Raw genomic sequence first — 25,626 nt, forward strand, 5'->3', positions numbered from 1 at the left:
AGATAAGAAGAAATAAAATGAAGTATACATTAGTACTAGTAGCTTTAGTTTTCAGTTTTAACTCTTTTTCCCAAGATAAAAAATCAGTATGGGACGGTCAAAAACAAATAGAGTTGTTTGATTTTGAAAATAAAAAAGATATTAAAAGTGTTAAAACTTTAACAAGTAAAATAGAAATTAGCAACAAAAAAGGAGTAACAAAAGGATCAAAAGCCTTAACGCTTTTTTTAAAAGGAGATGAAAAGTTAAGTGGAATTGACATCAAGCCTAAAAAAGTATTGAATTCAAAAGGATTAAAAGATTTTTGTTTTGTTTTTGATGCGACCAATTTAACCAATGTATCTGCCAATGTTGATGTGGAGGTACATTCCTCAAAAGGAGGTGTGTTTAGACGTATGGCTTGTATGCCTGCAAACTCAAGTGAAACTTATTATTTTGAGTTAGAAGGAAAAGATGTAGAAGTAGAAAATGGGTTACGTAATAATCCACCAGCTTGGAAATCTAAATCTTTTATGATGGCAAATAAAGGGGCTAGAAGTAAGGTAGATTTCTCTCAAATTTCAAAAATAAGAATGAGCATTCGTAGTGCTTATGAGGATAAGATAATCGTAATAGATAATATTCGTTTGGTAGAAAGTCCAGAAAGAGACCCTAATTATTTAATTGGTTTTGTAGATAAGTTTGGACAAAATGCAAAAGTAGATTTTCCTTTAAAAATATCGTCAGACAACGAGTTAAAAAAGTTAGCAGACATAGAACTAAAATATTTAGCGACTTCCAAGCCTATGGATAACAGAAGCAAATTTGGAGGTTGGAAAGAAGGGCCACAATTACAAGCAACAGGATATTTTAGAGCTCAAAAATACAAAGGAAAATGGGCTTTGGTAGATCCTGAAGGATACTTATTTTTTTCTAGTGGGATAGCCAATGTTCGTATGGCAAACTCAACTACATTTACAGGAATGGATTATAAAAATGAGGCTATTCGTCATAGAGATCCTGAAGATGTAACACCAGAAGATTCAAAAAATATAGTAGCAATACCTAATGAAATTAGAAAAACAGCCTACAAAGCTTATCCAGGAAGAAGAGATATGTTTGTAGAGTTACCTTCTTATGATGATCCGTTAGCAAATCATTATAGTTATCGTCGTGAGTCTCATAAAGGAAATATACAACATGGAGAAACTTTTAGTTTTTATAGAGCAAACTTAGAAAGACGTTATGGAGAACAGTTTGAGGGTTCTTATTTAATGAAATGGCGAGATGTTACTCTAGACAGAATGTTAGATTGGGGTTTTACCTCTTTTGGAAATTGGGCAGGAGAAGAATTTTATGGTAGTAAACGTTTGCCTTATTTTGCAAACACTTGGGTAATAGGAGATTTTAAAACAATTGGTAAAGGAGAGTGGCATAATATGGGAGATCCATTTGATCCTGAGTTTGCACGCAGAGCTAAATACTCTATAGATATTGTGGCGGATCAGGTAAAAAATAATCCTTGGTGTGTAGGTGTGTTTGTAGATAATGAAAAAAGCTGGGGGAGTGAAGGAAGTTTTAGATCTAAATATATTCTTGCTTTAGATGCTCTTGAAATGGATGAAACATCGTTACCTATTAAAGGTGTTTATATGAGGTTTTTAAAAGATAAATACAAAACAGCAAAAGCGTTAAGCAAAGCATGGAAAGTAAACATTGATTCTTGGAACACATTGTCAAAAGGAATATCATTTCATAATGCAAAAAAACCAAATAAAACAATGGCTGCAGATATGGGAAAAATGGTTGAAATTTATGCCGATAAATATTTTCAAATTGTTCATGATGCGTTAAAAGAGCAGTTGCCTAATCACTTGTATTTAGGTTGCCGTTTTACTTCTTGGGGAATGACAGCAGAAGTACGTAAAGCAGCAAAAAAATATGTAGATGTATTTAGTTTTAACTATTACAGAGAAGCGTTTGGTAAAAAGTTTTGGAGTTTTATGGAAGAGTTTGATATGCCTGCCATGATTGGAGAATTTCATTATGGAGCTACCTCAGATTCGGGAATCCCTTACTCAGGTTTGCAACAAGCATCAGACCAATCTGATAGAGCTCGTTTGTACAAACAATATATGAACGAGGTAATAGACAATCCTTATTTTGTAGGAGCACACTGGTTCCAATATTTTGATTCTAGTATTACAGGTAGAGCCCACGATGGAGAAAATTGTAATATTGGTTTTGTAACCATAACAGATAGACCTTATCTAGAAATGGTAAAAGCGGCTAAAGAAGTACATAAAAATATGTACGAAAGAAAGTATGGAGAAACTAAAAAGTAAAATAAAGTTTTAAAGATGTTTCTGATAAGATCACAAATGGTTTTTAGACTGTTTGTTCGCTAAAACTACATAAATGTAGCCAAGCTTAATTGTTTTAATAGATACTTTTAAAAACTAAATTTTAAGCATTCATAAAAAAGTTCTTGTAATTAATTATAAGAGCTTTTTTATATATAACTATCAATTTATGTTTTTTTAAGAGTTTGTTATAAAGCGGTTTTACTGCTTTTTACCTGGTCTTGTCTAGTTGTTTTCTAGTTCCTGTTTTTAAATGTCTATAGTAAAACTACATACGCAGCTATTTTAAATAGTTGTGTCTTGGCTATTTTTGAAAAACATAACAATGTGTTTATTATTGTTTTCTTTTAATATTAAAAGGGAGTTGTTGTTATCAATAATTTAAATTTTAATGTTTTTAAGTGTGTAATAATAAATAGTAATATTTAATTAAGATATAATGAATTACAAATTACAGTTCGTCTTTTTTTTTAGTTTATACTTTTTAGGAAGCCCTTCCAATGCTCAAATAAAAAGTGTGTGGAATACACAAAAGCAAATCTCATTGTTTGGTTTTGAAAACAAAAAAGAATTAAAAAGTATAAAAGGATTTGATATCGCTTTTGAGCTTACTCAAGACAAAGGAGTTACCAAAGGAACAAAAGCTCTAAAGTTGGTTTTTGCAGAAGATGAGAAAAGCAGTGGTATTGATTTAAAATCTAAAACAGGTTGGGATGCAACTAGTTTAGGAGATTATTGTTTGGTTTTTGATGCCACCAATTTAACGGACATTGCATTACACTTAAATGTGAGTGTACATGGAAAAGGAGGTTGGGTTTCTCGTTTTGCTAACGTACCTGCTGGAGTTACAAAAACTTACTTTTTTGAAGTAAAAGGAGAATATTTAGGAAAAGATCATGGGCTTCGTGATGATCCCTCACCTTTTAAAACCAATGCAACAAGAATGATTGTAAAAGGTCGTAAAAGTGGTCGTGGTTTTAGCAAAATTTCTCAGATTAAATTTTATGTGACAGCAGCAGCCAAAGAAAAAACATTGGTTATAGATAATGTTAGATTGGTAAAAAGTCCTAAAAAAGATCCCAATTACTTAACAGCTATTGTAGATAAATATGGTCAGAATAATAAAGTTGATTTTAATTTGAAAATTAAATCAGACGAGCAGTTAAAGGCATTGGCAGAAAAAGAGTTAAGAGCATTGGCTATTTCTCAGCCTATGGCAGACAGAAGCAAGTTTGGAGGTTGGAAAAATGGTCCTCAATTAAAAGGTACAGGATACTTTAGAACAGAAAAAGTGAGTGGGAAATGGGCTTTGGTGGATCCAGAAGGGTATTTATTCTATTCTACCGGAATTGCAAATGCACGTATGGCAAATACGACTACGTTTACAGGAATGGATTTTAAAGACGACTCTGTTCGTTATAAAGATCCAGAAGATGTTACTCCAGAAGATTCTAAAGGAATGGTTGCATTGTCAAAAGAAGTGACCAAAACAGCATTTAAAGCTTATCCGTGGAGAAACAATATGTTTGTAGGATTACCTAAGTATGATGATCCTTTGGCAAATCATTACAGTTATAGGAGAGAATCTCATATGGGACCTATTGAACATGGAGAAACGTATAGTTTTTATCAAGCTAACTTAGAAAGACGTTACGGAGAGCAATATCCAGGTTCTTATTTGTTAAAATGGAGAGATGTTACTTTGGATAGAATGCTAGACTGGGGATTTACTTCTTTTGGAAATTGGGCTGCAGAAGATTTTTACGGTAGCAAGCGCATGCCTTATTACGCTAACGGATGGATTATTGGAGAATACAAAACGTTGAGTAAAGGATATTGGGGAGCAATGCCAGACCCTTACGATCCTGAGTTTGTAAGAAGAGCCAAACAGTCTATTGGTGTTGTGGCAGATCAGGTAAAAGGAAATCCATGGTGTGTAGGTGTTTTTATAGATAACGAAAAAAGTTGGGGTAGAGAAGGATCACCAGATCAACGCTATATTATTGTTATTGATGCTTTAAAAAAAGATGCTAAAGAATCTCCTACAAAAGCAGAAATTATAAAGTATTTAAAGAAAAAATATACATCTGTAAAGCAAATAAGTAGAGCGTGGAAAAAGAAAATTGATTCTTGGGAAACTTTAGAAAAAGGAATTGCTGTTGATAAAAGCAAAAAATATACAAGTAAGTTGCAAGAAGATTTAGCTCAGATGACCATTATTTATGCATCGGAATATTTTAGAGTGGTGCACAATGCGTTAGAAGAAAAAATGCCCAACCATTTGTATATGGGAGTTCGTTTTACTACTTGGGGAATGACACCAGAGGTTAGAGAGGCTGCTAAAAAATACATAGATGTATTTAGTGTGAATTTTTACAGAGAAACTTTAGGGAAAAATAGCTGGAATTTTTTAGCAAAATTAGACAAACCTTCAATTATTGGTGAGTTTCATTTTGGAGCCACAGACACAGGTTTTTTTCACCCAGGAATTGTATATGCAGCAGATCAAAAAGACAGAGGTAGAATGTGGAAAAAGTACAATGAAGATGTGTTAGAGAATCCTTATTTCGTGGGAGCTCACTGGTTTCAATATATAGACTCCCCCATTACTGGTAGAGCTCACGACGGTGAAAATTACAATGTTGGTTTTGTAACCAATACAGATGTTCCTTATCCAGATATGGTAAAGGCAGCCAAAGAATTTCATCGTACAATGTATCAAAAGAGATATGGATCTATTAAAAAGTAAAAGATGAGAGCTATTGTAGTTTTTGTAGGGTTTTTAGTTACTGTCTTTTGTGTAAATGGACAAAACAAAGCAGCAACAGAAAAATTAGGGTGGACGTTGTCTGTGCACACGGTAAGTTTTGCGGATAGAGCTACCATTACTCAATCTTTAGATAGTATTAAGGCAATGGGATTTACGTTGGTAGACACTTATAGGGGAAAACAACATTTTGGAAATGAGATTGATACACTTCATTATTGGTTGGAGAAAAGCAAACTAGAAAAAGTGAAGCAACAGATAGTGAACAAAGGGTTAGAAATCAATCATTTTGGGGTGATTAACGGAAAAGATGAAAAGGAATGGCGAGATATTTTTGAGTTTGCCAAATTTATGGGTGTAAAGCTGTTAATCTGTGAGCCAGAATATGATCATTTGGAATATGTAGATCAGTTAACGCAAGAGTTTGGAATAAAAGTAGGAATTCACAATCATGCAGTACCTACCAAATATTGGCATCCAAAAACGGTGATGACACTTTTACATAAAAAGAAAATTAGTAAGAATATTGGAATTTATCCAGACATCAATAATTGGGTTGTTTCTGGGCTAAATCCTGTAGAAATGTTACAACTAGCCAAAGGAAGAATTATTGGAATTCAGATAAAAGACCGTGCTCATAAAAAAGGAATGATGCCTTGGGGAACAGGAGATATCAATGTTTCAGGAATTTTTAGAGAGTTACAACGTCAAGAATTTAAAGGGAATATATCTTTTGAGTATTTCGGGAAATTCAGCAAAACAGCTTATATCTCTAAATCGTTAGAGTATTATCATTTTTTAATCGATCAGTTAATCAGCAAATAATAAAATCATGAAATTAAAATATATTTTATCCATTTTAATACTGTGTCAAGCATCCGTAATAGCACAAAAAAAACAACCTAATATTCTTTGGATTATTACAGATGATCAAAGAGCTGATGCTTTACAATGCTACAATAGAGCCACTACAGGAAAAAGTAAAAGTTCTTTAGGATATGTACTATCTCCCAATGCAGACAAATTAGCAGATGAGGGAACTATGTTTGTAAACGCATATAATAATTCACCTATGTGTGCTATTTCTAGAGCTTCTATGCATTTAGGTAGATATCCTTTTAGATCTGGGCATTATAAATTCAATTCTCATCAAGAAACAGATATAGGTAAGCCTTTGGTTTCTCAAATCATGATGAAATTAGGATATGGAACAGCTGCTTTTGGAAAAATTCATTGCAATGTCTCTAAAACACAAGCAAAAAAGTACGATACAGATAATCAATATGATTTAGCGATCAATTTTAAGGGAGATTTAGAGCGTAATGGATTGGGGGATATTTTTACAAGTGGAGCCAAACAATCTTTTCCTGATGGAGTTTTTCAATTAGATTATAAAGACGAAACGACCATTTATCCAAATGGAAAAAAAGTAAAGTACATTACCAACGATTTGCACAACCCTATTCCTGAAAAAGATAAAAAGTTACAAGCACAAGTAGACAAAGACTTTGATATTTTAAGAGTTTATACAAGACCACACAGCACGTTAATTATTGGAGGAGAAAATCCACACAAAGCAGGAGAGACTGTAGATGGAAAAATTGTACAAGAATTTAAAAATCATTTAAAAAATGCAGGAAAAAAATACAAAACCCTAGCAGGTAAAACGGTTAGCGGTTTAGATTCTTCTAAGCCAGCTTTAATTAATTTAGGCTTTACTTGGCCACATACTCCTGTATTACCTCCTAAAAAATACAAGGATATGTTTAAGAAAAAGAAGTACAATCTTCCTGAATTTGATACTGAAGAATTGTCAAAATTCCCTCCACAATTGGTATTGCATTACAACGAGTGTAAGGCAGATTTGTTAAAGGATACAGAAAAGTTACAAGCAATTAGAGATTATTATGCCTTTTGTGCATATGGAGATTCTTTAATTGGTGATGCCGTAGCTTCTTTTAAAAAATATTGTAAAGAACAAGACGAGGAATATTTAATTATTTATACGGTAGGTGACCACGGATGGCATTTGGGAGAGCAAGGAGTGATGTCAAAATTTGGCCCTTGGAAACAATCGGTTCAAGATGCTATTATTGTAGTATCATCAGACAAAACAAAAGTACCTGCAGGGAAAGTGGTAACAGATATTGTAGAATATGTAGATTTTGCTCCTACTATTTTGGCAGCAGCAGGAGAAGATGTTCATGCTAAAAAATATGAATATTTAGACGGGTACGATTTACAAGAAGTAATTGATCATAAAATGCCTAAAAGAGCCTATGCTTTAGGAGAAATTAATGTGGTAAATGGACACAGAGGCTATATGAGAAATTTAGATTTTGCTTTTTCAATGAGAACTCGTGATCATTGGGATTATTTTACAGCACCAAATTTAAACAAAGACGTTACTTGGGCATTGACTTGTGATCGTCCTAAGGCAGACATGGCTTTGTATGATTTGCGTGTAGATCCGTTAGAAAGAAACAATGTGGCAGATGCTAAAGAATACAGAGCATTGGCAGATTGGTTTAGACAAAAATTAGGGAATATTGTGTTGGGTGATGGTAGAGTAGAAGCAGATTGGTCTAAAGTTAATAGCTATAGTGTAAGTAATTTTGCAGGAGGATCTGATGATAAAAAATTAGACATTCCAGCCAATTTAATACCAACTCTAAATTAATTGAAAAGATGAAAAGAAGAGAGTTTTTTAAAAAAGGAGTCAAGGGAGCGGTAGCAGCTTCTATATTACCTATAGTTGGACATGCCAGTACAATTAACGAAGAGGGTGTGTTTTTTGGAGGTGATGATGGAGAAAAAAGAACGGCAGACAATTGGTATCAAGTAGGCTCTGGTAAAAAAGAAAAACCTATAAGAAAAAAGAAACTATATGTAGATGTTTTGGTAGCTGGTGGTGGAGTGGCAGGTTGCTGTGCTGCAGTGAGTGCTGCCAGAACTGGAGCTAAAACCATTATGGTACAAGACAGAGCGGTGTTAAGCGGAAATGCTTCTAGCGAGGTAAGAGTGCATTTAAATGGAGTTACCAATTTAAGAGATGGATATCCTGAAAGAGAAACAGGAATTGTAGAAGAAATCTTATTGCACAATCGTTTTAACAATCCACAAAATTCTTGGAATGTTTGGGATCATATGGTGTATGATTATGTGACTCAAGAACCCAATTTAACGGTGATGATGAACACACAGGCAATTGAAGCCAAAACAAAAGGAGATAAAATAAAATCGGTAAAATGTTGGCAAATTACCTCTGAAACGGAATACACAATTTATGCAAAGCAGTTTATAGATTGTTCAGGAGATGGATTGATGGCAGCAACAGCGGGAGCTTTGTATCGTTCGGGTAGAGAAGGAAAAGCAGAATTTAATGAAAAGTATGCTCCAGACGAACCAGATAATTGGAAAATGGGAGCTTCTCTTATTTTTAGATCCAAAGATATGGGAAAACCAATGCCGTTTAAAGCACCCGCATTTGCCATACCGTATACAGAAGGACATAGACCAGATAAGCATCGTAGTTTAAGGAATATAAACCATGGTTTTTGGTGGGTAGAAGTAGGTAGTGAAAATGATATTGTTGGAGAAACAGAAGAAATTAGACATCGATTAATGGGGCACTTGTACGGTGTTTGGGATTATGTAAAAAATTCTGGAAACCATCCCGAAGCTGAAAACTATGCTTTGGATTGGGTAGCTTCTATTCCAGGGAAAAGAGAATCTAGAAGGTTTATGGGAGATCATATTCTTACCGAAGGAGATTTATTGAATCATACACATTTTAAAGATGCAGTAGGTTATGGAGGTTGGTCTTTGGATGAGCACAATCCTGGGGGAATTGAAAATTTAAAAGAACCAGCAAGTTATTTCCACTATAAGTTTAAAAAAGTATATGAAATTCCGTTGTCTTGTTTGTACTCTAACAACGTGTCAAATTTATTGTTTGCAGGTCGTAATGTTAGTGTGTCTCATATAGCCTTATCCTCAACAAGATTACAGGGGACATGTGCTACTATGGGGCAAGCGGTAGGAACTGCAGCAGCTATGTGTGTGGATAAAAATATAACTCCAAGAGAATTGAGAAATCATCATATAAACGAATTGCAAGAACAGTTGTTAAGAGACGATGCTTACATTCCTAACAGACCTGCTAAGGATGAAAAAGATTTGGCTAAAAAAGTAGTTGCTATTTATGCATCTTCTACCAGTTCTGGAGATGCTAAATTATTGGTTAACGGATATTCTAGAGATGTACAAGAAAGGGATGAAATCAATCATTGGCAATCGGAATCTTTGCCTGCTAATGTAAGTTTTGAATGGGGAGAATCTGTAGAAATTTCTAAAGTAGAGGTAAAGTGTGATACCAATACCAGAAAAAACATCATGTTAATGCATGATGATGCTTATAGAAATAAATTTTATACGGAAGGAGTACCTTCAGAATTGTTAAAAACCATCAAACTAGAAGCAAGAATAAATGGTGCTTGGGGGGTAATAGCAACACAAGAAGAGAATACTAAAAGATTGATAAAATTTGATTTCAACAAAATAAAAACCACAGCCGTTAGGGTGACCTTACTAGATACCTATGGAGCTACTGTAGGTAGGTTGTATGAGGTAAGATGTTATCAATAGAAAAACAATAATATGGGAAGTCATAAATTAAATGCATTTGTATATGCGGGAATTGTTGCCATAGGTGGTTTTATTTTTGGGTTAGATGCTGCAGTCATATCGGGTACTGTTAAATACTTAACACAAGAATTTGCTTTGAGCGAGATGCAAATTGGTTTTGTGGTGAGTGCACCTGGTTTTGGTGTATTGCCAGCATTGCCTTTAGCGGGGTATTTAAGCAATAAGTTGGGTAGAAAAAAGGCCTTGCAATTGGTGGCTTTACTGTATTTGGTATCTGCCGTTTGCTCTACGTTTGCACCCACGTACCTTACTTTGGTATTGGCTCGTTTTTTAGGAGGAATGGCTTTTTGTTCTCTTTCTTTAGCAACTATGTATATTGGAGAAATTGCACCGCCTAAATGGAGAGGAAAATTGGTTTCAATCAATCAGATAAATATTGTAATAGGTTTGTCTGCTGCGTATTTTGTGAATTATTTAATTATAGATGCGGTTGGTGTAAACTCCGATTGGATTACCTCTTTAGGAATTAAAGAAAATACCTGGAGGTGGATGTTAGGTTCTGAAATTATACCTGCTTTTTTATGGCTAATTTTGTTGTTTTTTATTCCAGAAAGTCCGTCTTGGTTAGTGTTTAACAATCAGATAAAAGCTGCTAAAAAGACATTGAGAAAAATAATGCCGAATACAGAGGTTGATGAGCATGTAGCAGGAATGGTAGTTAGTTTGGCTACGAGTGAAAAAAATCAATCTGTTTTAGATCAGTTTAAAGAGATTGTAAGCAAACCTATGCGATTGACTTTGATTATTGGGGTTACCGTAGCGTTGGTACAACAAATTACCGGAATCAATGCTATTTTATTTTATGCTCCCACAGTGTTTGAACAGTTAGGAATAGGAACAGATGCTGCCTTTATTCAAGCAATTTGGGTTGGAGTAACAGGATTGTTTTTTACGATTTTGGCAATTGTGTTTATAGATAGAATTGGAAGAAGACCCATGATAGTGTGGGGAACTTTGTGGTTGGTGTTAAGTTTAGGGATTTGTTCATACGGATTTAAAACAGCTAGGTATAAATTGGTGGAAGAAGATGTGGTCACATTAACTGAATTTAAAAACAAAGATTTGCTAATGCTTATTGTGGGTAAAGAATTTAAAAGCGATGCCGTTTTTAAAAAAGAACTTAAACTTTTATTGGGAGAAAAAAAGGCTAGAATTCATGCAAGCAATCTTATTCAAAAAGCAGTAAAATTAAATACTACGCTAATTTTATTTGGAATATTAAGTTTTATTGCTGCCTTTCATTTTTCTATAGGGCCTGTATTATGGGTTTTGTTTTCTGAAATTTTTCCAATTTCATTAAGAGGAATTGCAATTCCATCTTTTGCGTTTATTACCAGTATTACAAGTTATTTTGTACAGCTCTTTTTTCCTTGGCAGTTGGCTAATATGGGGGCGAGTTCTGTTTTTCTTTTTTATGCTGTTTTAGGACTTATAGGTTTTGTAATTCTATTCAGGTTTTTACCAGAGACTAAAAACTTAAGCATTGAAGAGATTCAGAAAAAATTGATTAAAAAGACATAAGAATATGAAAAAAATAATTGTAATTACAGGGGCAGCAGGTGGTGTAGGTAGTTTGTTAGCTAAAGGTCTGGCTAAAAAAGGACATCATATTGTTTGTGTGGGAAGATCAGAAGCAGGTGTGAAAAAACTAGCAGATACTATTAATGCTAATATAAAGGAAGGAAGTGCGAGTATTGCTTTGGCAGACATGTCAGAGCCAAAACAAGTTGATGAATGTGCTAAAACAATAAGCAAAGAGTTTGATGGTTTTGATGTTTGGATCAACAATGTGGGAGTCAACAATCACAATGCAATTGGTCCTAGTTGGGAATTAGAACCTCAAAATTGGTGGACAGAGGTAAACTTAAATTTATACACGGCTTATTTGGGAACCAGAGCGGCTATTAGTTGTATGAAAGACAAGAATAAAGGATATATTATCAATCTTGGTGGAGGTGGGGTGCAAGAACCCAAACCTTTTGGTTCTGCCTATGGAGCAGCAAAATCTGCTATTGTAAAGTTTACAGAAACGGTTAGTATTGAGTTGGCACAAGAAAAAATAAATATAAAAGCGTTTAGTTTTAATCCAGGTTTTATAAAAAATGACCGAACAGAAATATTGGTAGAATCTAAAGTCTGTAAAAAATACATGCCTAAATTAGAGGCTGTTTTAAAATACGGAGTAATGTCTAATGCTCAAGATTCGGTAGATTTAATTAATACCATAATTAGTGGTAGTGCAGATGCTTTGGCAGGAAAATACTTTTTTGCAGATGATAAAAATATAGAAGAAGCGATAGCAAACAGCAAAGCGTTTGTAAGGGAGGAAAAGAATTTACTAAGAGTTAAATAAGTTTTTAATTCAATAAAAAAAGGAGAGTAAGTACTCTCCTTTTTGATTTTTAATATTCACATTTATTGGGATCGTTTTTTACAAAATAGGACTTGTAGTTTTTAGCTTTTTTATCCATACAACCACATAAATCTAAAAGTTGAATGTTTTTAAAGTCTACGGGATGACTTTCTGCTTGCAAAGCAATGTAACCTTTGTTAACAATTTCTCCAGCTCTGTTTTTCCAGTCAGTTTCATCCATTCCCCATTTTTTCCAATTTTCACCTCTGTATTGACTGTTGCGTTCAGTGGCACCAATTTGTGGGCTTTTAAATTTAAGCACAGTATCATTTTCTACAATAAAAGTCATAGATTTTCCACCCATCACAATAGCTTCGGCATGTACCCATTGGTCACCAAAATAGGTTTTAGAACTTGATGAAATACAATGCGTATAATTAATTGTATCTCCTAAAACGACGGCAGTACCTGGAGTGCAAACATTTGCGGTTGTTCTTTCTTTTTGATCATCTAATCCACCTAATAGTTGCAATTCAATGGAAACAGGAAAGTTTTGAAGATTTTTGTTACTACCTACGGATTCAGAGTGTAGCATAATTCCACTATTCCTATTATTCCAAACATTTCCGCCAGGAATTTGCTCACCTACAAATCTATAATCAAAAGCCAGTTTGTAATAAGAAAAAGGTTGCTTGTAGTATATGTGTCCAAACTTATTGTCAAACTGATCGTATTCGTCATATTTAATTCTAAGCATACTGTCTTCTACAACAAAAGTGTTTTTGTAATTATCATTAATGTCTAATCCAGCAATTTTAAGATCCCATCCGGTAAGATCTTTACCATTAAATAAAGAGATCCAATTTTCTTTGTTTTTGGATTCCTGATTAGGAGTACAGCTTACAATGATTGATAATAGAATAAGGTATAATAAATGTTTCATGAGTTTTTAGTTGTTGGATTGGAAAAGGATAAATATAAAGGTTTTTAATTTCTAATTATAAAACGATATGTGTTTCTATGTTTTACTTACAGGCACAAAAAATACATACTATAGGACATTAACTGAGTAATGTGCTATTAATTTTGGGTGTGGTTATTATTAAAAACAAATTTTATGAATAAAATGTATTGGTGTTTATTATTGGTGTTGTTTAATCTGCATGGTTTTGCTCAACAAACCCAAAAAACAAATGTTATTTGGATTATTACAGATGAACACAATTTTAGAACGTTAAGCTGTTATAGAGATCAGTTAAGTCCAGAACAAGCATTACAGTGGGGAAAAGAAGCTGCTGTAAAAACTCCTAACATAGATTCTTTGGCAGAAAATGGAACTATTTTTAACCGTATGTATTGTAGTGCTGCAGTGTGTACAGCTTCAAGAGCTTCTATGTTTACAGGAATGTATCCTATGACTTTGGGAATTCCTAATAACTCTAATAAAATTGGAGATGGAAAATATTTAAAACCAGAAGTAACTACCATTGCAGATGTTTTGTCTGATGCAGGTTATTATACTGGTTATGCAGGAAAATGGCATTTGGCAGAAAGTAGAGATGAGTCTGGAAATAAAGATCACGATGAATGGTGGAATCCACATCCAACAGGAGTTCCTACAGACACTTATGGTTTTCAAGATAAAAAATACATGTTTAATGGAGGACACGATAAGTTTAAGGGAATTGATGCTGATGGAAATCCGTACAGAGCTGCTAAAAAGCCTAAGTTGATAGGGAAAGACAAATATGGACAACCTGTGTATCAAGATAAAAGATCTAAAAACGTAAAATTTACAACCGATTGGTTGGGAGATAGAGCGGTTGAATTTATTGCAGAAAACAAATCAAAACCATTTTTTTATGTGGTAAGTATTCCAGACCCACATACTCCAGATCAAGCAAGACCACCTTATGATACTTTGTATAATAATATGAAGGTTGAATTGCCTAAAACGTATGATTACGCTTTTAATAACAAAGGGAAATTACCCAAATGGCAAAGCCCTGATAATAAAACCAACAATCAAGAAAAGTTGAAAAAAAGTATTCAGCAATACTTAGGAATGGTTAAAATTGTGGATGAAAATGTAGGTAGAATTATTCAGCAATTAAAAAAAGAAGGAATTTTAGAAAACACCATCGTCATGTTTTCATCAGATCATGGAGATTTGTTGGGAGAACATGGACGAGTAAATAAAGGGACCATTCACGAAGCATCGGCAAAAATTCCTTTTGTAATAGCCCATGGTCAAACCAATAAAAAACCTTTAATTCCTAGAAAAAAAGTGGTGAATTTAGCAGCTAATAATACAGATTGGATGCCTACTTTTTTGAAATTACTAAATATAGACTGTCCTAAAGTTGCGGGTAGAGATATGACTCCGTTATTACAAGATAAATTACCTACTAACTGGGACGATGTTACTTTTTCTAGACTAGGATATTATGCAGCTATTACAAGCAGATATAAATTAAGTGTAATGTCTAAAGGAAAACCTTGGTTGTTTGATATAGAAGCGGATCCTGATGAATTGGTTAACTTTATTGATGACTCTAAATACAATGATGTTGTTGTAAAGCTAGCAAATGATTTAAAAAAATACATGAAGTTGTCAAAAGATAACAATCAAAAAATTAAAAATCAGGTAGATCAGTTAATTGCTAAAAAATCATAAAAATATAGATTGTATTTATAATCAAACCTTCCTAATAAATGATTAGGAAGGTTTGTTGTTTTTAAACACTAAATAGAACCTATATAGGTTTGCAAACCATTGTTAGAATCTAATCCCATTTTTTTACGAATTCTATATCTAGAGGTATGTACACTTTGTAAAGAGATATTAAGAATTTTAGCCATTTCATGACTATTGAAGTTTAGTTTTATCAAAGCACAATGTTTTAATTCTGTAGGAGATAAATCAGGATGTTTTTTACAAAGTGTTTCATGAAAATGAATGTTTACTTCGGTAAAACGTTTGTTAAATTCTTCCCAATATCTATCACTACCCTTTGCATGTTTGTTTTGTAGTTTATTGTATTCGCTAAGATTTGTTTTTTTAATTGTATTTAATAAAGATTGAATGGTTTCTTCTTTTTCAATCATTTTTAAAGCATGGGTAGTAAGCTCTTTACTTTTAACTTTTAGTACCGCTTTGTTTTTTTCTTTATCTAAACTGTTAATTAGCGATATTTTTTTGATTTTATTTCTTTGATATATTATTATATATACCACTACAGAGCTTAAAAATAATCCACCAAGCAAAATAAAAATAAGTAGTAATTTTTTGTTTTTCTTTTCAATAATAGAATACTGAGTGTCTATTATTTTTTTGTTTTCGGTTAATTCTGCTAAATATTTGTTTTTTATTTCAAATAATCTATGATTGTTCTTGTTGGTTGTGCTAAATAAATTTTCAAAACTTTTTTGAGATTCTTTTAAGTAAGAAATAGCATCTACATACTTTTTTTGAATTATATATATATCAGCAATTTTCTTTAATAATTCGGGTTTTAGCTCTAAATGAACCTTTTGGTTTTGCTGAATGATATTTGCTTGCTTGTAAAAATTAAGAGCCTCTTTGTAATTAGATTGTTCTTTTTTTAAATCTCCTAAAAAAGAAAGATTGGCAACTAAATAGGGTGATTTTATTTCTTCTAATAACTTTTTACCTTTGTGCAATAAAGAGTCTGCTTTGGGTAAATTTCCTAATTTTAAATTGCAATAACCAACATCTGTAATCACATATGGTAGTTCTTTTTGATGGTTGTTTATGGAAGCACAAGAGTCTAAATAGATCAATGCTTTGGAATAATTTTTTTTATCTCTCCAAAACATAGAAATGGTAAAGTAAGATGAGATTAATATAGACTTCTTTATTTTTTTTTCTTTTAATAAGTTTTTAGAAATAGTTAAAGCCTTGTTTAAATGATGTAATGAAAGAGAATCTTTATGATATATATTGTATAAAATACCTAAACCTCTATGGATTTCTTGTAATTCTACATCGTGTTTTTTTTGTTTGGTTAATAACAAAGCATCCCATAAATTGTCAAAAGACAAATCATAATCTCCTCTATATCGATGTCTATTACTTAATTTTAATAAAGAATCTATAATTAAAAGTGTGTCTTTTGCTTTTTTAGCTTTCCATAAAATTTGTTCAGTTTTTTGTTCATATTCTAGTGTGTTGGTAGTGTTTTTACTGTTAGAATGGTCAGATTCTAAGGCATTAGTTTTTTTAATTTCTTGATTTTCTAGGTTTTGTGTCGTACTTGTATTTAGAGACAAAAAAAGAAAACATAAAAAAAGAATTAGATTGATTGTTTTTTGGGTAGTCATAACTCAAAAGTAATGAATAGAAATCTTGAGAAATAAAACATATGACTAATTAAGAAAAACATACGTGTTGTTAGTTTAGTTTTTAAACTTATATTTTTACGTAGGTAAATACTAGTTTTTGATTGAGGTATACTACTTTTGAATAGTATTTGAATAAGTGCTGTTTTAGATAGTGTCAAAAAAATAAAGACTTTTACGTGTTGATCTTATTCGTAAAACAATTAAAAAATTCGTAAAACAAATGAAAAGTAAGTTAACTCTTTTATCAATAACCATTTTTTGCTGTCAACTTTTAACAGCACAAATACAAAAATGGCAAAATCCCAAATCATACAGTACCGTTAAAATAGAACAATGGCAAGTAGCCGATTTAGTTTTTAAAACTAAAAAAGAGGTAAAAGATCCCTTTTCTAAAAATAGTTTTGCCATTGTTACAGATAAAAAAATCACTCAAAAAATTCCAATGTTTTACAACGGAGACAAACAGTGGGTTTTTAGATATTCTAGTGCTGTTATTGGAAAAAAAACATTTGTGATAGAATCCGATATTAAAGAATTGAATCATAAAAAAGGAAAAATTTTAGTTTCAAAAAATCAAAAAGAAAATCGTCACGGTGGAGTGGTTTTAAATAAAGAAAATCCTCAACACTTGTTTTATCAAGACGGATCTCATTATTTTAATTTGGCATTTGAATGTGATTGGTTGTTTGCATTAGATTACAATCAAAAAGAAATTACCAAAACTAAGCACTTGTTGTCTTTGGTAGAAAAACACAAGTTTAATCAAATTGTAATGAATGTATATTCTTACGATGTAAAATGGCCAAAAGACAAAAGATTATTAGACTATCCTGAGCATGAATATGGAAGTAGAGAAGATATATTTCCGTTTTTAGGATCCAATTCCAATCCAGATTTTAGTGCATTAAATATTGATTTTTTCAATCATTTTGATAAAGTAATTTCAGAAATGCACAACAAAGAAATTGTAAGTCATTTAATGATTTATGTATGGAATAAGTTGGTAAACTGGCCAGACATGCAATCTAAGGCAGACAATATGTATTACGATTATGTAATAAAAAGATACCAAGCTTTTCCAAACATCATTTGGGATGTGTCTAAAGAAGCATTGCATTATGAGAGAGCAACCAAAGATTATATATCAGAAAGAATAGAACGTACCAGAAAGTTAGATGCTTTTAACAGGTTGGTTTCTGTTCACGATTACGGTTTTTGTAGAAATCACAAAGACGAAGTTGATTTTATTTCTATGCAAAACTGGCAACATACCTTATACCAAAACATGTTAAAAGCTAGAAAAGATTTTCCTAATAAACCTATTTTTAATATAGAACATGGTGGTTATGAGGAGTCTCCATATGTAACTTTTCCAGGAGCTTATGACAATGCAGAAGCTTGTTTAAGAAGAAATTATATGTGTTTGTTTGCGGGTGGTTATACTACTTATTATTGGCAAGGAACTTCTTGGAATGCGGTAATTCACAATCCGTTTGAGCAACCTGATAATTTTATCAAACCAAAATTTGATTATTTTACTCATATGAGAACTTTGTTTGATACTGTAAATTTTGAAAACTGTGAACCTATAGAAAAGTACAACGGAGCCGGATACAATTTAACTAATAAAAAAGATGGAATTGTGTTAGTGTATGCTCCTAAAGAAAACAATTGGGTAGGTGCTGCAAAAGCTGTAAAAGATAATTTCAATTATCAAAACGCTACACAACAATGGTTTAATACCATTACAGGAGAGTTTAGCAAAGAAGAAAAATATATTATAAGAGGAGTTGCATTAGAGTTTTGGGCATCAAGACCTTGGAAAAACGAAGCAGATGCAATTTTAATCGTTAGAAATTTAACACCAAAAGAAAAATAATTATACAATCATACAAAATGAAAATAAACAATATGTTTAAAACAAAGTTTTTGTTGGGATTATTCGCAATTTCAACACTAAGCCTAATGGCCAAAGATCCAGTAAAACCCAACGTAGTTGTCATCTATTTAGACGATTTAGGGTATGGAGATTTAAGTTCTTACGGAGCCACAGAAATTAGTACACCCAATATAGATGTATTGGCCAATGAGGGAGTTAAATTTACCAACGGTTATGCAACATCTGCAACGTGTACACCAAGTAGATATGGGTTGTTAACGGGAGTGTATCCTTGGAGAAATCCTAAGGCAAAAATTTTGCCAGGTTCTGCACCTTTAATTATAACAACAGAACAAGAAACCTTGCCAAAAGTGTTTAAAAAAGCAGGGTATCAAACAGCTATTGTTGGTAAATGGCATTTAGGTTTAGGGGCTGGAAATGTAAACTGGAACCAACATATTACTCCAGGTCCTAATGAAGTTGGTTTTGAAGAAGCTTATATTTTAGCAGCAACGCAAGATCGTGTTCCAACAGTTTATATAGACAATGGTTATGTAGATGGATTAGATCCTAAAGACCCTATTTCAGTAAGTTATAAAAAGAATTTTGAAGGAGAACCTACAGGAAAAGACAATCCTGAATTAACTACTTTAAAATGGCATCATGGTCATAACAATAGTATTGTAAACGGAATTCCTAGAATTGGATATATGAAAGGTGGTGAAGCTGCAAAATGGACGGATACAGACATGGCAGATCACTTTTTAAAGAAAGCACAAACCTATGTAAGAGAACATAAAAATAAACCTTTCTTTTTGTATTATGCGCTACAGCAGCCACACGTACCAAGAACTCCACATCCTCGTTTTGTTGGAAAGTCTGGAATGGGACCAAGAGGTGATGTAATTTTAGAAGCTGATTATGTAATTGGTGAATTTATGAAAACCTTAGAAAAAGAAGGGGTTTTAGAAAACACATTGATTGTTTTTTCTAGTGACAATGGACCTGTTTTACAAGATGGTTATTATGATGATGCTATGGAGAAAATAGGAGATCATACACCTGCAGGAAAATTACGTGGAGGAAAGTACAGTTTGTTTGATGGAGGTACACGTGTACCATTTATGGTGTATTGGAAAGGGATTATCAAGCCAAAAGTATCTGAAGCATTGGTTTGTCAAGTAGATTTAGTAGCATCTATGGCTGATTTAATTGGTGTAGAAGCAGACAAAACAGACAGTGAAAACATCTTATCAGCGTTTTTAGGAAAAAGTAAAAAAGGACGTAAGGAATTAGTGTTAGAAGCAGGTTCTAAAACATCTTACAGAGCAGGAGATTGGGTAATGATTCCACCATACAAAGGAGCTAAAATGAGTTGGCATTCTTTTGTAGAGTCAGGAATTAATCAAGAGTTTCAGTTATACAACTTAGAAAAAGATCCAGGAGAGTTAAACAACTTGGCTAAGTCAGAACCTAAGAAACTACAAAAAATGTTAACTAAATTCGAAAGTATTAGAGGTAAAGATTACTCTAACATTAAGAAATAATAAAAATGAAAAAAATCATCATTTTAGGAGCACTGTTACTTAACAGTGCTTTTTTTGCACAAAAAAAGCTAGCAAAGCCTTTTAGTACCCCAGAAATGGATGCACAAGTAGAGGCTTTAATGGCAGATATGACATTAGATGAAAAGATAGCTCAAATTACAGGAACTCGAATTAGAGAATTGTTGGTAGATGGCAAGTTGTCTTTAGAAAAATGTAGAGAACATATTCCTAACGGGATAGGACATTTCTGTCAGTTTTCTACAGGTCAAGCCTTGTCTCCAGAAGATTTAAGAGATTTGGTTAGAGAAATTCAACATTACTTAACCACAGAAACAAGGTTGAAAATTCCTGCTATTTTTCACGAAGAAGCAATTACAGGATTTGCTACACAAGGAGCCACTACGTTTCCGCAACAAATTGGTGTAGGTTGTTCTTGGAATCCAGAGTTGATTGAAAAAAACACGACATCTACAAGACAGAATATGAGAGCTGTTGGAGCAACCTTTGCTTTGTCTCCTATGTTAGATTTAAGTAGAACAGCACATTGGAACCGTCATCAAGAAAGTTACGGAGAAGATGCGTATTTAACCTCTCGTTTGGGAGTTGCATTTGTCAATGGTTTACAGGGAGATAATTTTACCACAGGAGTAGCCGCTACCGTAAAACATTTTGCGGGTTACGGAACTAAAAATAATGATGTAAAAACATTGTACGAAGAGTATTTAATGCCACATGAAGCGGCTATTAAAATTGCAGGAGCAAAAAGTGTTATGCCTTCTTATGGTGTTTATAAATCATTGCCAATATCTGTAAATCCTACTATGTTGGATAGAATGTTGCGAAGAGAAATTGGTTTTGATGGTATGGTAGTAAGTGATTATGGTGCCATTCCTATGGTGTATAAAAAATACAAACAAGCTCCAGATTTAATGACTGCGGGAGCTATGGCAGTAAATGCAGGTGTAGATATTGAATTGTCATCACCTACCACATATCCATTGTTGCCAAAAGCAATAGAAAAAGGATTAATTACTGAAAATGAGGTTGATATTGCTGTAAAAAGATCATTAATTATGAAAGTTAAATTGGGATTATTAGCTAAAAACCCAATTATAGGAAAAGATGGTAATTTAGATTTTGATCCTCCAGCCTTTAGAAAATTAGCTTACGAAACAGCTTGCCAATCCATTGTTTTATTAAAAAACAACGGAGTTTTACCTTTAAGTAAAGAGGTTAAAAAAATTGCTTTGGTAGGGCCTAATGCTGCTACAACTCAAGGTTTGTTAGGAGATTACACGTATCAGGCAATGAGAGCTTTTTGGAAAAGTGAACAATACAATCCTAACAATCCAAAACTAGTTACTTTAAAAGAAGGATTAGAAAATAGAATAGGAAATTTTGTAAATATACAACACGAACGTGGTTGTGATTGGAGTGCAGGTTTAGAGGCCAAAATAGATAAAAGTGGTTTTGGAGACAGTCGTTTAGGAAAATTAAAATTGCTTACAGTAACTGGTTTGCCACAACCCAATTTGCAAAATGCTATTACAATAGCCAAAGAAAGTGATGTAATTATTGCGGCTATGGGAGAAAATATTTCTTTAAACGGAGAGGGAAGAAGCAGAAAAGGAATAGGGTTGCCTGGAGAACAAGAGGCTTTTGTAGAACAACTATTAGCTACAGGAAAACCAGTAGTTTTAGTTTTATTTGGAGGTAGACAGCAAGTTATTGATAAATTAGAAGGAAGATGTGCTGCTATTGTAAATGCATGGTTTCCTGGAGAGGAAGGTGGAAATGCTATTGCAGATATCTTGGTAGGAAATGTAAATCCATCAGCTAAATTATCGGTAACTTACCCTAATTCTCAAAAAAAGGAAGAGGTAAATTATCAGAACGGATATGATGCAAACAATCAGCCTTTGTATCCTTTTGGGTACGGATTGTCTTATACAACTTATGAGTACAGTAATTTTAAAATAAAATCATCTGCAAAAATAACCAAAGAACGTTTTTCGGTTTCTGTAAATGTTAAAAATACCGGAAAAAGAGACGGAACTGAAATTGTTCAACTGTATGTGTCTCCAACAGATAAAAATGCTACCATGAAACCCATTCAGTTAAAAGGTTTTGATAGAATTTCTTTAAAAGCAGGAGAAACCAAAAGTGTAGAATTTCTAATTTCTCCAGAGCAATTGGTGCAATACAAAAATGAGCAATGGATTGTAGAAGCAGGAAGTTATGAGTTTAAAATAGGAGCTTCATCAACAGACATAAAAGCGAAAGGAACTATAAAACTAAAAGGAAAAGATTTAACTCTAGAAAACGGAAGACAAATTTTCTTTGCCAAAAGCAGGATCAAATAACTTTAAGTTTTTAAATTTTAAAAAGGCTCTAATCATTTAGTATGATTAGAGCCTTTTTTGTTGTCTATACAATATCTAGTTGGTCATTTTTAAGTAGACACTATGGTCTACAAAATGAATCAATCAAAAAAATCATATCTGCTCTTCTAAAAATCAATATTTCTTATAAATATTAGGTTTAAGCTTGAATTTAGCATGCACGTAAACATCTTGTGTAGAATAGGTTTTTAAACCTTATCTATAACTCTCTGTCAAATTAAAGGTCAATAGCATACTACAAAATAAGAAAATATCAAAGTCATGAAAATAAAATCAGTTTTAGTTTTTGCAGCAATTGCAATGTTAGGTTCTAGCAAAATTATGCTTGCTCAACAACAACCTAACATTTTGTGGGTGTTAACAGATGACCAACGTTGGGATTCTATAGAAACCTTTAACGAAATGTTGACAGGTAAAAAAGAAAGTAAATTAGGATATGTAGAATCTCCTAACGTTGATGCTTTGGCTGCTCTGGGAACAACATTTATCAATACCTATTGTCAGGCACAAGGTTGTGCTCCTTCTAGAGCTTCTATGCATTCGGGGCGTTATCCGTTCCGTTCAGGTATTTATCAGTTTGAATATTTTAATAATAACACAAACAATTCCTACCCGTTTTTGCCCGAAGAAATGGTAAAGTTAGGGTATCAAACTTTTCATGTGGGAAAATTGGGAGTACGTATTAAAACCATCAAAAATGGAAAAGCAGTTAGTTATCCATTATATCAGAATGATGTGTCTTTTAAAACCTTGGCAGACGATATGTTACCAGAATGGGGGAAAGTGTCTAAGTTATCTGAGATTGATGGCGTAAAACTTAAAAAGCCATTAAGAAATGTAACTTATTTAAAAGACGAAAATGGAAAAGTATATTATAAATCAAAAGAATTAGAAGAACAAAATCCTCAATTTGTTGGAATGGCCAAAGAGGCTTATGATAAGTACCATATTATGTATAAGCACAACAATTCTAAAAAAGATTTTGAAACTCCCTTTAGTAAAGGAATTTTGGCAGGTGTAAGTCCACAATCCGCTGGAAAAACTAGAGATGGAAATTATACAACTGTTTTTATTGATTTCTTAAAAAATGAAAACAAAAAGTTTAAAGCAGGTAGAGGTTCTTATGATGGAATTGATACTTCAAAACCTTTATTTGCTCATATTGGGTATGATTTTCCTCACACACCGGTATTGCCTCCAAAGAGTTTTAGAGATCGTTTTCATAAAAAAGATTACAAAATGCCTGTGCTAACAGATTCGGAATTTAAAAAAATGGCAAAGGCTTTTCAGAAAAGAGTAAAGAAAAGTTTTTCTGATGATTTTACGGATGAAGAAAAACAAAAAATGGTAAGAGATTACTATGCGTTTTGTGCTTATGGAGATGATTTAATTGGTCAGGCAACCAAAGAATTTATAGAGTATAGCGAACAAAAAAATAAAGAATGGTTAATTGTGTATGTATGTGGAGATCACGGATGGAAGTTGAACGATCATGGATCTATAGCAAAAAACACTCCTTGGGAAATAGATAGTCACAATCCAATTGTGGTAGTTTCTTCAGATAAAAAGAAATTTCCTGCAGGAAAGGTCGTAACAGATTTTACGGAGTTTGTAGACATTGCTCCAACCATTTTAAATGCTGGTGGAGCCAACTTAAAAAAAGAATCATTTAACCATTTAGATGGGTTTGATTTGCAAAAAGTAGCTACCGAGAAAATAGCGGCTAGAGATTATGTACTAGGGGAAAGTCACCATTCTATTGGACCACGTGCTTATATTAGAACTAAAGAATATGCCTTGTCTTTAAAAACACGACCAAGTTCTAAAAGAGGTGTAAATATGAACTGGGCAATGACTGCTAGTGACAAAGAGTTAGACATGTCTTTATACGATGCAATTAATGATCCAGATGAAATTAACAACCTAGCAAACAATCCTAAATACAAAAAAGTAGTAGCGCAATTAAAAGAAAAATTATTGGCTATTGTTATAGGGGATGGTAGAGCAGAAATTAATTGGGGAGGAGATAATTATGGAAAAAACACAAAAGCTATTGGAACCGACGTTTATTACAACAAGCCTTTTGCTAAAGGAGCTCATGATTACAAGCTAAAATTAAAATAATTATAGGCTACTAACTATTTTATTGTTGAGTTGATGTTGTTTGTAATTAAGAAGAAATAAGAGGATTGTACTGTTTGTGAAAGAAAGCAATTATGCTGTTTTAAAAGTGATTCATCATATAAGGTATTAAAAAGGCTAATATTCTTTAAAAAGCATGTCAAAAAACAAGAAATTTAGGCTGTTGAATTAAAAATAAAATCAATGTTAAAAATGTTAAAAAATAAAAAGAACCTTGTGTTGGTATTGTGTATAGGTGTTTTTGGACACGTTTTTTCACAGAAAGCACCATACATAATTAAAGATGATGGGTTGGGATTGTTAGACAAAGAATGGAAGCTAATCAAAAATATGTCTGATGAGTTTGATGGAAAAGAATTAGACGATAAAAAATGGTACAACTCTACAGGAGGATGGATTGGTAGAGCTCCAGGTTTGTTTGTACCAAATACAGTTAAGGTTGAGGATGGAGAATTAAGAATTACCAATTATAGATTGCCTAAACCTGTTACTAAAAAAGGAAGTGAATTTACGCATGCTTGTGGATTGGTAGGTTCTAGAGACGGAATGACATACGGTTATTATGAATGTAAAATGAAAGCAAGTAAAACCTTTATGTCTTCTACTTTTTGGTTAATTAGTGATAGAAGAGAATTGTCAGGTTGTGATAAAAGAACTACAGAATTAGATATTCAAGAATGTGTTGGTAGAATTACAACAGATAAAAAGTTTGCTCTAGATGCTGATGTTAGAATGGGTTCTAACACACATAGTAGAGGAATTCCAGAAGGTTGTAATATTCCAAAAGGAACCAAAGGAGCAAAAGCAATTTTAAAGGAAGGAAAAGTATACGAAGCTTTTCATACATACGGAGTGTGGTGGAAAAATGAAAAAGAAGTCTTGTTTTTCTTAGATGGGGTATTGGTAAATAAAGTAACTCCAGCAGCAGACTTTAACATACCTATGCATTTAAAAATGGTCACAGAAACCTATAACTGGAACCCTGTTCCTACAGATGGTGGTTTAACAGGAACTAAAGAGGAAAGAACTACATCTTATGATTGGGTAAGGTCTTGGGAGTTAGTTAACTAGGTTTTGTTGTTGAGTAATAGTATAGCATAACAATCATCATTATAAATAAAT

Annotated in this window: 15 protein-coding genes; 13 read left to right on the top strand and 2 right to left on the bottom strand. The window is 32.8% G+C overall.

The features are described from left to right. Nucleotides 1-17: 17 nt before the first annotated feature. The 7 genes from FHR24_RS06570 (at nucleotide 18) to FHR24_RS06600 (ending at nucleotide 12,169) form a co-directional block, all read left to right on the top strand. The gene (locus tag FHR24_RS06570) at nucleotides 18-2,324 is read left to right on the top strand and encodes an agarase (RefSeq protein ID WP_167185647.1); all 2,307 of its coding nucleotides are present in this window, start codon (nucleotides 18-20) and stop codon (nucleotides 2,322-2,324) included. Between the two features lie 457 nt (nucleotides 2,325-2,781). Continuing rightward, nucleotides 2,782-5,091, top strand: a complete 2,310-nt coding sequence (locus FHR24_RS06575) for an agarase (RefSeq protein WP_167185650.1) — start codon at nucleotides 2,782-2,784, stop codon at nucleotides 5,089-5,091. Nucleotides 5,092-5,094: 3 nt separating this feature from the next. Continuing rightward, nucleotides 5,095-5,934: a sugar phosphate isomerase/epimerase family protein gene (locus tag FHR24_RS06580; RefSeq protein WP_167185653.1), complete on the top strand. Its 840-nt coding sequence runs from the start codon at nucleotides 5,095-5,097 to the stop codon at nucleotides 5,932-5,934. A gap of 7 nt (nucleotides 5,935-5,941) precedes the next feature. Further along, a complete protein-coding gene (locus tag FHR24_RS06585) occupies nucleotides 5,942-7,789 on the top strand; it encodes a sulfatase-like hydrolase/transferase (RefSeq protein WP_167185655.1) in 1,848 nt (615 codons plus the stop codon). A gap of 8 nt (nucleotides 7,790-7,797) precedes the next feature. Further along, nucleotides 7,798-9,756 (top strand): FAD-dependent oxidoreductase, encoded by a 1,959-nt coding sequence (locus tag FHR24_RS06590; protein WP_167185658.1) that lies wholly within the window; start codon nucleotides 7,798-7,800, stop codon nucleotides 9,754-9,756. Between the two features lie 12 nt (nucleotides 9,757-9,768). Beyond that, nucleotides 9,769-11,337 (top strand): sugar porter family MFS transporter, encoded by a 1,569-nt coding sequence (locus tag FHR24_RS06595; RefSeq protein ID WP_167185661.1) that lies wholly within the window; start codon nucleotides 9,769-9,771, stop codon nucleotides 11,335-11,337. A gap of 4 nt (nucleotides 11,338-11,341) precedes the next feature. After that, nucleotides 11,342-12,169 (top strand): SDR family NAD(P)-dependent oxidoreductase, encoded by an 828-nt coding sequence (locus FHR24_RS06600; RefSeq protein ID WP_167185664.1) that lies wholly within the window; start codon nucleotides 11,342-11,344, stop codon nucleotides 12,167-12,169. A 49-nt stretch (nucleotides 12,170-12,218) separates the two neighbouring features. Here FHR24_RS06600 and FHR24_RS06605 read toward each other — a convergent pair whose 3' ends face one another. Beyond that, the gene (locus FHR24_RS06605) at nucleotides 12,219-13,112 is read right to left on the bottom strand and encodes a 3-keto-disaccharide hydrolase (protein ID WP_167185667.1); all 894 of its coding nucleotides are present in this window, start codon (nucleotides 13,110-13,112) and stop codon (nucleotides 12,219-12,221) included. Between the two features lie 174 nt (nucleotides 13,113-13,286). Here FHR24_RS06605 and FHR24_RS06610 point away from each other — a divergent pair, with 174 nt between their 5' ends. Beyond that, the gene (locus tag FHR24_RS06610; RefSeq protein ID WP_167185670.1) at nucleotides 13,287-14,846 is read left to right on the top strand and encodes a sulfatase family protein; all 1,560 of its coding nucleotides are present in this window, start codon (nucleotides 13,287-13,289) and stop codon (nucleotides 14,844-14,846) included. A gap of 68 nt (nucleotides 14,847-14,914) precedes the next feature. On the opposite strand, the gene FHR24_RS06615 is transcribed toward FHR24_RS06610, so the two are convergent. After that, complete coding sequence (locus FHR24_RS06615) at nucleotides 14,915-16,462, bottom strand: tetratricopeptide repeat protein (RefSeq protein WP_208412293.1); 1,548 nt, start codon at nucleotides 16,460-16,462, stop codon at nucleotides 14,915-14,917. 292 nt (nucleotides 16,463-16,754) lie between these two features. Between FHR24_RS06615 and FHR24_RS06620 the strand changes: the two genes are divergently transcribed. The 5 genes from FHR24_RS06620 to FHR24_RS06640 all read left to right on the top strand — a co-directional run bounded on the left by FHR24_RS06620 (nucleotide 16,755) and on the right by FHR24_RS06640 (nucleotide 25,575). Next, nucleotides 16,755-18,413 (top strand): apiosidase-like domain-containing protein, encoded by a 1,659-nt coding sequence (locus tag FHR24_RS06620; protein WP_167185676.1) that lies wholly within the window; start codon nucleotides 16,755-16,757, stop codon nucleotides 18,411-18,413. Between the two features lie 86 nt (nucleotides 18,414-18,499). Next, entirely contained in the window at nucleotides 18,500-19,960 is a 1,461-nt protein-coding gene (locus FHR24_RS06625) for a sulfatase family protein (protein ID WP_243846507.1), read from the top strand. Between the two features lie 5 nt (nucleotides 19,961-19,965). After that, nucleotides 19,966-22,323, top strand: a complete 2,358-nt coding sequence (locus FHR24_RS06630; RefSeq protein WP_167185682.1) for a glycoside hydrolase family 3 N-terminal domain-containing protein — start codon at nucleotides 19,966-19,968, stop codon at nucleotides 22,321-22,323. Between the two features lie 300 nt (nucleotides 22,324-22,623). Next, nucleotides 22,624-24,486, top strand: a complete 1,863-nt coding sequence (locus FHR24_RS06635; RefSeq protein WP_167185685.1) for a sulfatase-like hydrolase/transferase — start codon at nucleotides 22,624-22,626, stop codon at nucleotides 24,484-24,486. A 201-nt stretch (nucleotides 24,487-24,687) separates the two neighbouring features. After that, nucleotides 24,688-25,575 (top strand): family 16 glycosylhydrolase, encoded by an 888-nt coding sequence (locus FHR24_RS06640; protein WP_167185688.1) that lies wholly within the window; start codon nucleotides 24,688-24,690, stop codon nucleotides 25,573-25,575. Nucleotides 25,576-25,626: the final 51 nt, after the last annotated feature.

Origin of the sequence: Wenyingzhuangia heitensis, assembly GCF_011762155.1 — a bacterium.
GTDB lineage: Bacteria > Bacteroidota > Bacteroidia > Flavobacteriales > Flavobacteriaceae > Wenyingzhuangia > Wenyingzhuangia heitensis.